Annotated in this window: 9 protein-coding genes, 2 tRNA genes and 1 pseudogene; 4 read left to right on the plus strand and 8 right to left on the minus strand. The window is 39.6% G+C overall.

Annotation, left to right across the window (positions count from 1 at the left end):
- Positions 1 to 9 precede the first annotated feature (9 nt).
- The 4 genes from DHU68_RS05490 to DHU68_RS05505 all read left to right on the plus strand — a co-directional run bounded on the left by DHU68_RS05490 (position 10) and on the right by DHU68_RS05505 (position 3,768).
- A complete protein-coding gene (locus tag DHU68_RS05490) occupies positions 10 to 924 on the plus strand; it encodes a sugar phosphate isomerase/epimerase (RefSeq protein ID WP_108821976.1) in 915 nt (304 codons plus the stop codon).
- Positions 925 to 1,106: 182 nt separating this feature from the next.
- The gene (locus tag DHU68_RS05495; protein ID WP_108821977.1) at positions 1,107 to 3,206 is read left to right on the plus strand and encodes a S9 family peptidase; all 2,100 of its coding nucleotides are present in this window, start codon (positions 1,107 to 1,109) and stop codon (positions 3,204 to 3,206) included.
- 211 nt (positions 3,207 to 3,417) lie between these two features.
- A tRNA-Asp gene (locus tag DHU68_RS05500) sits at positions 3,418 to 3,494 on the plus strand.
- 197 nt (positions 3,495 to 3,691) lie between these two features.
- Positions 3,692 to 3,768: transfer RNA gene (locus DHU68_RS05505), tRNA-Asp, on the plus strand.
- A 127-nt stretch (positions 3,769 to 3,895) separates the two neighbouring features.
- Here DHU68_RS05505 and DHU68_RS05510 read toward each other — a convergent pair.
- From DHU68_RS05510 to DHU68_RS05540, 8 genes and pseudogenes are all read right to left on the minus strand, one after another.
- The gene (locus tag DHU68_RS05510) at positions 3,896 to 4,816 is read right to left on the minus strand and encodes a transposase (RefSeq protein ID WP_221405552.1); all 921 of its coding nucleotides are present in this window, start codon (positions 4,814 to 4,816) and stop codon (positions 3,896 to 3,898) included.
- Positions 4,817 to 4,933: 117 nt separating this feature from the next.
- Entirely contained in the window at positions 4,934 to 6,253 is a 1,320-nt protein-coding gene (locus tag DHU68_RS05515) for an L-fuculokinase (protein WP_108821979.1), read from the minus strand.
- Complete coding sequence (locus DHU68_RS05520; RefSeq protein ID WP_108821980.1) at positions 6,250 to 7,578, minus strand: neutral/alkaline non-lysosomal ceramidase N-terminal domain-containing protein; 1,329 nt, start codon at positions 7,576 to 7,578, stop codon at positions 6,250 to 6,252. The genes DHU68_RS05515 and DHU68_RS05520 overlap by 4 nt, the downstream gene beginning before the upstream one ends.
- A 251-nt stretch (positions 7,579 to 7,829) precedes the next feature.
- Positions 7,830 to 8,807, minus strand: a complete 978-nt coding sequence (locus DHU68_RS05525; RefSeq protein WP_160111078.1) for a hypothetical protein — start codon at positions 8,805 to 8,807, stop codon at positions 7,830 to 7,832.
- Positions 8,808 to 9,135: 328 nt separating this feature from the next.
- Complete coding sequence (locus DHU68_RS14360) at positions 9,136 to 9,471, minus strand: hypothetical protein (protein WP_255412465.1); 336 nt, start codon at positions 9,469 to 9,471, stop codon at positions 9,136 to 9,138.
- 16 nt (positions 9,472 to 9,487) lie between these two features.
- Positions 9,488 to 10,375 (minus strand): annotated as a pseudogene (locus DHU68_RS14365) (IS110 family transposase); the annotation flags it as partial.
- 141 nt (positions 10,376 to 10,516) lie between these two features.
- The gene (nagA, locus tag DHU68_RS05535; protein WP_108821982.1) at positions 10,517 to 11,677 is read right to left on the minus strand and encodes an N-acetylglucosamine-6-phosphate deacetylase; all 1,161 of its coding nucleotides are present in this window, start codon (positions 11,675 to 11,677) and stop codon (positions 10,517 to 10,519) included.
- Between the two features lie 7 nt (positions 11,678 to 11,684).
- On the minus strand, positions 11,685 to 12,920 hold the full coding sequence (locus DHU68_RS05540) for a sugar MFS transporter (RefSeq protein ID WP_108821983.1): 1,236 nt from the start codon (positions 12,918 to 12,920) through the stop codon (positions 11,685 to 11,687).
- Positions 12,921 to 12,963 lie beyond the last annotated feature (43 nt).

A 12,963-nucleotide genomic window follows, 5' to 3' on the forward strand; every position in this document is an offset into this window, starting at 1 on the left:
TTTTAATTTATGGAACGTCGAAGCTTTCTGAAGAAAACGGTTGTGGGAGTAGGAATGTTATCCCTTATGGATACAGAAATCCTTACAGCAAGCGATGCATTGAGAAGTCCTAAAAGTTCGGTTTCATCGAACTTTAAGAAATCAATAATGTGGGAAACGATAGGATTTGAAGGTTCAATTCTGGATAAATGTAAAGCGGTAAAAGCTGCAGGCTATGATGGAATAGAACCAAGTAGTCATATGAATAGGGAAGAGGTGATAGATGCTATGAAATCTACAGGGTTGATTGCCTCTAGCGTATGTTGTTCTACCCATTGGGCTAAGCCTCTTTCTCACCCCGATGCTTCTGTTCGTCAAGAGGGAATTGAAGGCGCTATTGTAGCAATGGAAGATGCTAAGATGTATGGAACAGATTCAATATTGTTAGTGCCGGGAACAGTTGGTGATGATGTCTCTTATGACGAATGTTGGGATCGTTCAAAAGAAAGCATAAAAAAACTATTGCCTATAGCAAAGAAGTTGAATGTAACTATTTGTATAGAAAATGTTTGGAACAATTTTTTACTTAGTCCTATAGAAGCATGTAACTATGTTGACCAATTTAAGAGTAAGAATGTAAAATTTTACTTCGATTGTGGAAACATATTGGTTTATGGGTGGCCTGAGCAATGGATCAAAATTTTGGGAAAAAGAATAGGGCGTATTCATATCAAAGAGTTTAGCAAAAAAGTCGCAGATTCTTCAGGTAGATGGAAAGGCTTTGGAGTCAAACTAACTGAAGGTGATGTTAACTGGTCAAAGGTGATGAATGAAATTAGAAAAGTCTATCCACATACTTGGTTAACCACCGAGCAGGGAAACGGTCCTACTCTTGAGGACTTGAAAGACCTAAGCTCGCGCTTTGATAAAATATTGCAGATGTAATAAGACTAATGTTTATTATATTTATTTCATTGACGGATCTTTGTAGGTTCGTCAATGTTCTTTTATAGTAGTATTTCTTATAATATTAATCGGAAATAAAGAAGTAAAGAATAAATAAAGGTTTGTATTTTGGCTTTCTACAACAAAAGAAATACCTTTGATCTCGCTAAATATTTAAATCTATGAAATATAAATCGATTATGACATTTATTTGTGGCGTATCATTAATGGCTTGTTCTCCAAATAATAAGAAAGAGGCTGAAGATGTAGCTGAAACGCCCATTATTGGTAAATCAACAATTCAAGTAAAAGATGGAATAATGACTCCGGAGGTGTTGTATAACTTTGGGAGGATATCAGATGTTCAAGTCTCTCCGGATAAATCGAAGATCCTTTATGGGGTGACCTACGTTAGTATTGAACAAAATAAAACGAATCGAGAGTTGTTCGTAATGAACATTGATGGTTCGGATAAAAAGCAAATTACTCATACCCCTAAAAGTGAAAACAATGCTGTTTGGGTAAAAGGAGGACAAAAAATTGCATTCTTAAATAGTGAGAGTGGTTCTTCTCAAATTTGGGAAATGAACCCTGATGGTACAAGTAGAGTGCAAGTGAGTAATATTGATGGAGATATTAACGGATTTTCATATTCTCCTGATGGTAGAAAAATTATGTACATCAAAAATATCAAATTTGGCGAGCGTACTGTTGATAAATATCCAGATCTACCTCAAGCATCGGGTCGTATAATTGAAGATTTGATGTATAAGCATTGGTCAGAATGGATAGAGGAGATTCCTCATACCTTTGTTGCTGATTATGATGGAAATAAAATGTCAGAAGGTATAGATATTTTAGAAGGAGAACCATACGAATGCCCTATGTTGCCATTTGGTGGAGTCGAACAATTAGCATGGAGTCCTGATGGTAAAACAATAGCTTATACATGTCGTAAAAAGACAGGGTTAGAATATAGCTTATCTACAAATTCCGATATCTACCTATACAATATAGAAACCAAAGAAACTAAAAACTTAACAGAAGGAATGATGGGATATGATACAAATCCTACGTTTTCGCCTGATGGAAAGTATATAGCATGGCAAAGTATGGAGCGCGATGGTTACGAGTCGGATAAAAATAGAATGTTCGTAATGAACCTTTCTACAGGAGAAAAAATATATGTGACAGAAAGTTTTGATTACAATACGGATTATTTAGCATGGAATGACGATAATCAAAGTATTTACTTTGTTGCTTGCGTAGAGGCTAAAACTCATTTATTTCAAGCTTATATTCATACCAAAGAGATTAAACAAATTACTACTGGGCACTATGATTACGAGTCTTTTGGTATTGCTGGAGATAAATTGATTGCAACACGTCATTCTCTTTCGCAACCGAATGAAATATATGCAGTCAATATTGCAAACGGAGATGCTACAGAGTTGAGTTTTGAGAATAAAGAAATTCTTTCGCAGCTAACAATGGGGAAAGTAGAGGAACGTTGGATAACAACAACTGACAATAAAAAAATGTTGACATGGGTTGTGTTCCCACCAAACTTTGATCCGAACAAGAAATATCCTACTCTTTTGTATTGCCAAGGTGGACCTCAGAGTACAGTAAGTCAATTCTGGTCGTATCGTTGGAATTTGCAAATGATGGCAGCTAATGGATATATAATTGTAGCGCCAAACAGAAGAGGTTTGCCTGGCTTTGGTCAAGAATGGCTAGAACAAATAAGTGGAGATTATGGTGGCCAAAATATGAAAGATTATCTTTCAGCAATTGATACTTTGGCTAAAGAACCTTATGTTGACGAAACTAAGTTAGGTTGTACAGGTGCTAGTTATGGAGGTTTTTCTACATATTGGCTTGCTGGTAATCATAATAAGAGGTTTAAAGCCTTTTTGGCTCATGCTGGGATCTTTAACTTAGAAGCTCAATATCTGGAAACAGAAGAGATGTGGTTTGCCAATTGGGATCTTGGAGGCTCTTTCTGGGATAGAAATAATTCCATTGCACAGCGTTCGTATGCAAATTCTCCACATCGTTTTATCGAAAAATGGGATACTCCGATAATGATAACTCACGGAGAATTGGATTATCGCATATTAGCTTCGCAAGGAATGATGGCATTCAATGCTGCTAAGCTGAAAGGTATTCCTACACGTATGCTGATTTATCCGAACGAAAATCATTGGATTTCTCAACCTCAAAATGGAATCCTATTCCAACGCGAATTTGCTCGTTGGTTCGATACTTATTTGAAATAAATATATATTTATGATATATAATAGGAGCCGATTGATATAGTTTCAATCGGCTCTGTTATTTTATTAATTGTTTGAAAATAAATTATCTATAAAAACGAACGATTGTGTTGTTATTTTTATTCTAAAAAATCTTTCGAAAACTGTTGCAGGATTGGAATTCTTATCATATCTTTGCATCGCATTTGAGAGAAAGTGCAATATTTAAAAGCATGGTGTGGTAGTTCAGTTGGTTAGAATACCTGCCTGTCACGCAGGGGGTCGCGGGTTCGAGTCCCGTCCATACCGCCAAGAAGCAGCTAATAGAAATATTAGCTGCTTCTTTTTTTTGCTTTCCTTTATAAAGGATGAGTTTGCTTATTGAATATTGATAATTGTTTCGGAAAAAGAAAAAATATTATCAGATCTTTTAGAAACTGTTGCAGAATTGGAATTCTTATCATATCTTTGCATCGCATTTGAGAGAAAGTGCAATATTAAATAAAAATGGTGTGGTAGTTCAGTTGGTTAGAATACCTGCCTGTCACGCAGGGGGTCGCGGGTTCGAGTCCCGTCCATACCGCCAGTAAGATTTACAAATCGACGAAAAGTCCTGATATTCAGCAGAATTCAGGACTTATTTGTTTTCAGACCCTAGCAGAAAATCCCATTAAAAAGCAGTCAAAAAAGGGAGCATGCCGTATTCTTGTGGACTAGGCATAAATATTTGTCAATCTAAATAGAAAGTATGGTATATAATTGACTCCTCTCAGTGTTGCTCTAAAAGCTTTTATTTTAGCATTAAATGATTCTGCCGAGGCATTGGTGGAACGATTGTCGAAGTAATTAAGTATGGTTTGATAACGTGCAGCTATGCTTCTTTTAACTGTACCAAAGGTTTTAAAGCCTGATTGCTCTACCGATTCATACCATCTGGCTAGTCTCGTCAATGCCACCATTTTGTCTTTTGTGTGTTCATAAATCCCTTTGAGCTGCATCGTTAATTTATAAGCTATTTCTAAGTCGGGATAATACTTGAATAAAACACTAGCTCTGAATCTTTGACTTGGAGTCCATTTATTCTCGGTTTTAAACAATAAATATCTACTTCTAGCTAATAATTGTTTATGAGTATCACCATTTTCTAATAGAATAGGTTTGTAGCTCTTTCTCAATTCCTTGGCTAACTCTATTTCTGTATTTTCAAGGTCTATAGCCTGCCAGCGATGAGCAATACGCATATCTTGCAAAGCTTCAACAGCTAGCTTTTGTACGTGAAACCTATCGGTTACCAGAATGGCTTTAGGAAAACAACTCTTGGCTATCAGCTCCATATTGGGAGCCATATCCAAGGTGATTTCTTTGACTTTCTTGCGTTTGGAAAGGTTAATCTTGGATAAGTGTTCGATAACTGTATCTGCTGCAGTACCTTTGATGATAGCCACAAGAGCTCCTTTTCTTCCCTTAGCGGACTTATTGGTAACAATCGTATAAAGTTCATCATATCTCAAAGAAGTCTCATCAATACTTAAATGAGATCCGACATTTTCAGGGAAAACTAAATAAGTATCAGCATGCTCACGCTCTGTCCATTCATGAAAGTTGGATAAGTGGCAACGGTACCATTCCTCCAATCGTTTACCATTCAGGTGGAAGAACTTGCCTAAAGTAGAACTATTTATAGGCTCGCTGTCAAGATAATGCTTTTAAAAAAGCGGCAAACTCACGAGTCAAATGAGTGCCTGATGCTACTAAGCCTTAAAACAAGACATTCCGACCATACATAGCATCGCCGCACCTTTACAGGCCAGTTCTCCTGATTCAGGCAATAAAAAAGTCCGGTTGAGCATGTCGGCTTTAATTTGTAACCACAACCGGCTACGGGCTCCCCCTCCGGAAGGAATTATTGCCCGTGTGTGGCTCCTGTCTAAATAATTAATCAACTCACCCAAACTTAAGGAAGTCGATTCAAGGATCGCCCTTACAAAATGCGCATGCATATGGTCGCCATTTATCCCTGTAAAACCTTTTAACCCCTCATATTCATTTGCAGAAGGTTTTGCAACCACTCCCTCACATCCTGGCGGCACCTTCTCGGCCATTGCAAGTAGTGCAGGAACTGACAATTCGGGAGCGTAGTTCGATCGATACCAGTCCAAAGCCGTTGCCCCATTTGAAGCGAATGCCATTTGAAAATAGTGGCTATCGTCTAATCCTCGCGCAATATTCACACCAGCCCGGGGTTTGTACTCGTTTTGACAATTTACGCAAGCCAACACAGTCCCTGTGGACTCACTGATATTCCCCGAATAGGGAATGCCGGCGCCAATAGCCACCATATGATGGTCTAATCCACCTGAGAATATCAGAGCGCCGGCAGATAAACCTATCAGCCGGGTTCCTCTTTCAGAGAGATTTCCCATCTGAATCCCTACATTAAAAAGAGTCGATAATTGCTTTTCATCAATATGAAAAGTATCCAGAGCATCCCGCCACCATTGCCCTTCCTGTACATTCAGCAACCCCGTCATAGAAGAGGTACTCATGTCACTTATACGATTGCCGGTGAGAATAAATACCAAATAATCCGATATCGACATTATATGCCGCACCTTTTTCCAGACATGAGGTTGCTGACTTTGAAACCAGTTGACTTTAGCGATAAGGGAATGCCGGCCAGGAGAGATACCTAGTCCTGTCTTATATAAGAAGTCCTCCCCCAACAGGAATTCCTTTAATCGGACAGATTCACCCACAACCCGTTCATCACTCCATAAAATCAGTGATGTTAAAGGATTATCGAACTCATCCAGTAAAATAAAACTATTGGCTTGTGAAGAATAAGACAAAGCCCTTATTTGCTTTGGCGATATATCTGCTTCTTTTATGGCCTTCCGAATAGAAAGATTTAATGTTTTCCAGAAAACCTCCACATCCAACTCACAAATATTTCCGCCAGCAGTATTCTTTTTCACAGGATATCTTCCTAAACCGAATAATTTTCCGGTCTCGTCAAATATACCCGCCTTGAAATACGTTGTACCTAAATCTATTCCCAGAAAGAAACTCATTTATCCAGTTGTGCAATTAGCTTTGTCGTTTCTTTTATCAATATTTCCCCGGACCTATAATCGAAAAAAGAATTCCCCGCTTCGTAGAAACCTTTATCCACAGCTTCCTCCGTAGTGATATACCCCTGTAATTCTCCATTTGCATAAGTGATTAGCGCCATGTTTTTATGCAATTTCTTTAATTCAAGCGCATATTCCACAAAAATCTCTCCTGGCCAGGCTGCAAAATTCCAATCTCCAATCCTGATTATTTGTATCTCTGCCGGTAAACAATTCCTATAAGCCTCATCCAATAAATTCGAATGGGTCTTTTTGGCAAGAAACAACAATTCTTCGGCCCCGAACCAATTCACTTCTGCCGTACGGATCTCTTTTGGGTTTACCGTAGAATTTTTTAATTCTTCAAATCTCCCTTTCACACTATTCCTATGCTGTTCAGCCCATTCTATCGTGGGGAATTGTCGTTTTGGCAAATCGATATCAGCGTGTAGAATATAAATTCTTTGTTCCGACGAATAAATAATGTTTTCTTTTAGTTGCGATAAAACAGAATCAGACACAATCGTCCCGATTCGACAAGCTTCTTCAATCGTATTCTCACGGGTCACATGACGGGGACTTTGATTTCCTGCCGCTCCCGTAAAATAAATAACGGGGCACCCCTTCCCTAATAGATCTTGTTGGAGTTTTTCGCGCACATAGTATGGAAAATCACTACTGTATAGTGTAGAGTCTTCATGTAGTATTGTCGGATGCATACTGCATACCAACATGGATGCGATATATTCCTTATTTTCACTATTTCTGACAAGCATGGCAGGAACTTCCATATCTTTGGCACCAGAAGGATCATGCCGATTGCTTCCTACCCCCGTTGCATCTCCCGTTATAAATGCGATCTCAGCAGGGACAGCATTTTCCATTGCCTGGCAGGCAGCTCGGACTATCTCCTGTTCCATATACTTCAGGTATTTCTCATCTACTCTCGGGACGATTGGGTCATTTTCGCTAATCAAACATTCTACCGTCACCTGACCCGAATGTGTATGGGTTGCCGCAATCATGATATTGGAAACAGGAATACCCTTTTGTTCAAAAACAGCCGTTCTAATTCGGGAAACAATATTTTTATCAACATAAATAATATCATTTGATATAAACAACACTTTCTCTTTTCCGTCAGTCAGATATAAAGCAGAACTTAACAAGGGATCATGCACTCCGACACTCACCCGTTCTACGAACGGATAACCGAAAAGAAAATGGGCATCTTGTGGCGTAATATCCACAGTGGCTGCCCCTGCTCTTAATTTGTCACCTATCATGGGTCTTTTATTTATCTGTTATTTTATGGCATAACATACACATGACACTAATTTTATTAATGCCTTTAATTACACTCCAAAGTAAGTAATTACTATTCTCTTTGAGATGAAATATGCCGTATCACGACTGGCATTTTGCGCAATACAGGACAACCAATATGCCAAATAGAATCAAATAAGTTCTCAGGAAGTGATATCTTTCGCAAAAAATAACCCGAAGGAAATCCTCGGGTTCATAATCATATTTTATTCTAATATCCCTTTGACCAGTCCACTTCTATATTTTGTGCGATAGTCTCTGAAACAAATACGTCCGTAGGTAATGTTTGCAAGATGGATTCGGGAACTAATGGTGTGACCGGACCATGCAACACAAGGCGGGAGATAAAACGTTGCCATGCAGTAGTGGTTCCATGTACCGTAATAGCATGTACATCCATGCGGTGCTTCGCTTTGATCACTTCTAAAGGGCCAATCGTAGCAGCTTTCGGAGGAACTGCAGCCAGATTACCACTCTTGCCGAAACAACCATGTAACGAATTTTGCGCAAGCGTGAAAGGACTTAACGTTACTATCCGAGCGCTCATATTCTTCCACTCCTCAAGCGTACCCTGAAATTCAGGAGCATCAGGTTCTATAAAAGCCAGATGTCCCGTCCATCCCGGGCCACTATAACAGATATCTGCTCCTCCAAGATCGTCTATCATTTTCCCGTAATCTTTCAAATTCTTGTTCGTAAATCCGACAAAATGATCCTTGGGTGGTCTCAATTCTTCTTTTAGTTCATAATAGAAATACCTCATCATGGCATTGGTGAAACTGAATTCCCATCCTTCAGGGGCTATATTTCCGTTCTCATCGGCATATTCATCCATGGCAAAAGCGTAAATATTCCGACAATCAATATTAGAAGCATTTATCAAACGAGCAACGTGCCTGTATATGGGTGCCGGATTGGGAAGGATCATCACAAGTCTATTCCCCGTTTCAGCCGCATGTTTAATCCTGCCGACCATATCTGTCAGCCAGATAAAATCCACATCGGCATCAGGCACTACTTTTATTATAAATTCAGGATTGGGGTGTTTCTCAATATCCTCCTTTTTTATATTTGCAACCCTGTCAATCTCGTCTTTATCCTTAAACGGCACCCATCCAGAGGGATTAAAATCAAATGGTCGATACTCAATAATCGAATGGTCAGGCTTGGTACTTTCTGTTTGTTTCATACGAAAATATTTAATTTGTTTCATACGAAAATATTTAATTTGTTTAATTACTAGCGTGTTGCATTCTTTCGCAACACCCTTTTACTTCAGTTAAGACAAAATAAAAGATAGCACTCATCTTTTAGACAAATGCACTGGTTATCAGATGGGCAAAACAGACAAGAAGATTAAAATTTCATACACGTGCTCTAGGCGACAATCAGGGGTGCTTATCTGTTGATGTCAGTTTCATATTCGGCTTAGACGCCAAAATGCGTCGTACACTAGTAAAAAATCGACCTTTGGTTTATTGCTATCTGTTATGTTTGTATTATCATTTTGCAAACACTCAAGCTGGTGCAGCCTGCAGTTGAACATTGTAACCCATTCTCTCGAGTTCTTTTTTTAAATACTTCTTACGCTTATCCTGAATTTTGTCATTCAAGTAATCTTCTCCAAGTTCACGATAATGTACATCATCTTTCAATACATGATAAACCGATTTGAGAATAGAATGTGCTACAGCTACTGCAGCTCGTTTTTTGCCTCTTCTGGCAGCTAAGCGATGATAACGTGCTTTGTAAAAGGTGCCTTTTGTACGGGTGGCTGCCCATGAAGCCTCCATTAATGTGGATTTGGCTTGCTTGTTTCCGTGTGTGGTTCTTCCACTTTTTTTTACCAGCACTCTCATTATTGCCAGGAGATACACCTACCCAACTACACAGTTGTTCTGATGTAGGAAAAACATCCATGTCTAGTCCTATTTCGGCTATCAAGTCTTCAACTGTTTTGGTGCCTAAACCGGGAATTTCTCGAAGTCGCTCCAGTGCGTTCTCATAAGGACTCAGTAAATTCTTAATCTTATTGTTAAGCTCTTGTACTGATACATCAATATGATGGCTGTTGGCACGAATGGTTTGTAATAGATAAACGTGATGCTCGCTGACAATGCCGTTACAGGCTTCCCAAAGTTCCTCTTTGGTTGCTTCTAGTCTTTTGTGATACACGGCTTCAATGTCTTGCATTGTTACGGGTTTTCCTTCACAAAGCTTGTCGATTAGTTTGGTAGCGGTTACACCGCTTGTGCTACTAAGCACACTAGATAGCTTAACATTGCAGTCTTCAAGAATTCGAACTATTCGGTTCTTGTTGGAGGCTATGTCTTGAACTAGCTTCTTACGGTAGCGTGTCAAATCACGTAATTCACGTTGTTCCTTAGGTGGAATATAACTAGGTCTGAGTAATCCTGCCAAAAGAAGCTTGCATAGCCATGCACTATCTTTTTTATCAGTTTTATGCCCTGGTACGTTTTTAACGTGACGAGCATTAACAATTCAGACTTTCATTCCAGAGGGTTCCAATACGTGATAAACAGGCTTCCAATAAACACCTGTACTCTCCATAGCAATGTGCGTAATGCCATTGTCTAATAACCAGTCTTTTAATTCTGTCAAAGAACTCGTAAACGTTCCAAATTCTCGGGTCGAACGTTTAAGACCTTCGCCATCAATGGTGGCGACTACAGTTTTCTTGTGTACATCTAAGCCGCAACCGCGACTTATAACTTGTTCAAATTGCACTGTTCCCATGATTGATCCTTTCTTTGATATTCAACTTGTAAAACCACTGCAAAGCAGTCATTACAAAGCTAATAAAAAAGGATAAATGACAATCCAACACAACTACATTTTCATGATCATGGGTGTGGGGAGAATCATGGAGGTTTCATATTATTTCCTTTCAAAAAAACATTTTCCGTTTATCCATGTTTGCAACACCTCTAATTTCTCGTCCAGTACTACAAAATCAGCATCGTAACCTACTGCTAATTTTCCTTTTTTATCATCAATCCCCAATACTCTCGCAGGATTGATACTAAGCAGTTGAGAAGTTTCCACAAGATCCATATCCAACCACTTCACGGCGTTTCTCAACGCCTGATCCATGGTCAGTCCACTTCCGGCGAGGGTATTGTCTTTCACCAACCGTGCAGGAGCACCCCGATAAGCAAACTCAATTTCCCCACTTCCTCCGAAAACAAACCGACCAGGGTTTAATCCCGCACCTACATTGGCGTCCGTAATAAGACACACGCATCCCGGACCTCTTAGCTTACTCACTAACGCCATCTTTACGGCGACCGGATCCACATGTACGCCGTCCAAGATGAAATCCACACTTACCCGTTCGTCCGCCAAAATCGCTTCTACAGCACCACAAGGCCTCACACCAGGCTCCGTCACATCCGGGCACGGGAAGACATCATAAAAATGGGTAGCATGGCGCGCTCCCAGTTCAATTGCTCGTTGAGTCTCAGCTACATTTGCAGCCGTATGCGTCATGAATACCGGCGTTTCGTTTTCAGCCATCAGCGGTATCAGTTGTTCGATCCCTTCCACATCAGGCGAAATACTGAATACGGCCTTATAGGGTTTGGCCGCCTCAATCAAAGCTTTCACCCTCGACGTGTCCGATCCCGAAATCGCCTCCGAAGTCAGAGAGCCCGTTATCTTTAAAAAAGGACCTTCGAGATGAAACCCCAGTTTCTCGGCCCCTTCAGTTCGTGTCTTAACTAATTTGGAAAGGAATTCCACATCCTCTCCTTTTCTTCTCGGCGCCACTGTCGGCAAAAAACCGGTCACACCATACCGTGGAAGCATTTTGCATATTTCCGTCAAAGCATTCGGACCATTGTCCACCAAAGAAGTGTGGATGCCGTGAATATGCAGGTCTATAAAGCCGGGAAGGACATAATGATCACCTAAATCAATAACGTCTCCATCTGGTTTTGATTTGTCAATACCGACAATACGATTTTCCTGTAGACCGAGATATGCTTCTTGAATCCGATCTTCAAGAAGCAGTTTTCCTTTTATATATGTTGTATTCATAATCAATCTATCTACCGCTCCAGTTTTCCTTCTTATATCCTAATAATGCGTAATATACTATGTATAAATAGCATGAAACAATGATCCAGTACGCTTTCTGGGCACTCCCGATAATATCAGCGATATATCCGTACAGTAGTGGTATTATGGCTCCGGCACATACACTCATCATAAGAAGAGCTGAACCTGTTTTGGTAAATTTCCCCAAACCTTTTAATGCTAAGGGCCAAATAGCCGGCCAAAATATTGCATTCACAAAACCAAGTATTGCTATAAAAATCACTAATGAAAAGCCTGTACTATAAATTGCAAAAATGGTGAGCATGCTTCCAACAATAGCCGCATACAGTAAATAGCGCTCTTGCCTGATGTATTTCGGAATAAAAATCATCCCTGACAGGTATCCTACTATCATAGCTATCAAGGTATACGCCCCAAATAACTTTGCCTTTGTTTCAGGAAACCCCAACGTTAAGCCGTAATTAATGATACTGTCAATCGTCATTACTTCGACGGCTCCGGCACAAAACAAGGCAATAACTCCCAACACTAAATTAGGGAACTGGAATACGCTCTTTTTATCGGTTTGCGACAAATCGTCAAGCGAATCCTTCGTTTCATCCTTATCGATTTCCGGAAACCAATCATTCTTCTTAAGAATAAAAGACAACACAGCAAATATCACTGCAAATACAAAGTAAGGAATGATGATCTTGTTCAGTTCGTCCTGTCGCACAATGGTAGTCGCTCCATGCAACAATATACTACCTAAGATTACTTGTCCGGTAATACCTCCTATTTTATTGGAAAAACCCATAAAACTGACACGTCTGGCACCGCTTTCGATCGGTCCTATTAAAGTTACGTAAGGGTTAACGGCAGTCTGTAGAAGTGTTAAGCCTATACCTGTAGTGAATAATCCAAATAAAAAGGTTGGATAAGAGGCTAGCACGGCAGCCGGCACTAAAATTGCGCTTCCAATGGCCATAATCAATAATCCGATAGACATACCGTTCCTAAACCCAACTTTTCTTAAAAGAACCGACGATGGTATAGCCATGATAGTATAGGACAGATAATATGCAAACGTCACTAAATATGAATTCAGGTGATTGAGTTCGAACGTTTTTTTGAAAAAAGCGATTAACGTCCCATTCACCCAGGTTAAAAAACCGAAGACAAAAAACAATAAAGCCGCCATCAATAAGGCTATTATAACTGTTTTATCTTTATTTTCCGACATATTTTTTATGTTTTACTATTCACTTCATCAAGAGATTACAAAC

The organism is Dysgonomonas sp. Marseille-P4361, from assembly GCF_900343125.1.
Lineage (GTDB): Bacteria > Bacteroidota > Bacteroidia > Bacteroidales > Dysgonomonadaceae > Dysgonomonas.

Bases quoted from the DNA above. Each gene is read 5' to 3' on its own strand.
- DHU68_RS05490 (WP_108821976.1), top strand. From the start codon at position 10: ATGGAACGTCGAAGCTTTCTGAAGAAAACGGTTGTGGGAGTAGGAATG.
- DHU68_RS05495 (WP_108821977.1), top strand. From the start codon at position 1,107: ATGAAATATAAATCGATTATGACATTTATTTGTGGCGTATCATTAATG.
- DHU68_RS05515 (WP_108821979.1), bottom strand. From the start codon at position 6,253: ATGAGTTTCTTTCTGGGAATAGATTTAGGTACAACGTATTTCAAGGCG.
- DHU68_RS05520 (WP_108821980.1), bottom strand. From the start codon at position 7,578: ATGATAGGTGACAAATTAAGAGCAGGGGCAGCCACTGTGGATATTACG.
- DHU68_RS05525 (WP_160111078.1), bottom strand. From the start codon at position 8,807: ATGAAACAAACAGAAAGTACCAAGCCTGACCATTCGATTATTGAGTAT.
- nagA (WP_108821982.1), bottom strand. From the start codon at position 11,677: ATGAATACAACATATATAAAAGGAAAACTGCTTCTTGAAGATCGGATT.
- DHU68_RS05540 (WP_108821983.1), bottom strand. From the start codon at position 12,920: ATGTCGGAAAATAAAGATAAAACAGTTATAATAGCCTTATTGATGGCG.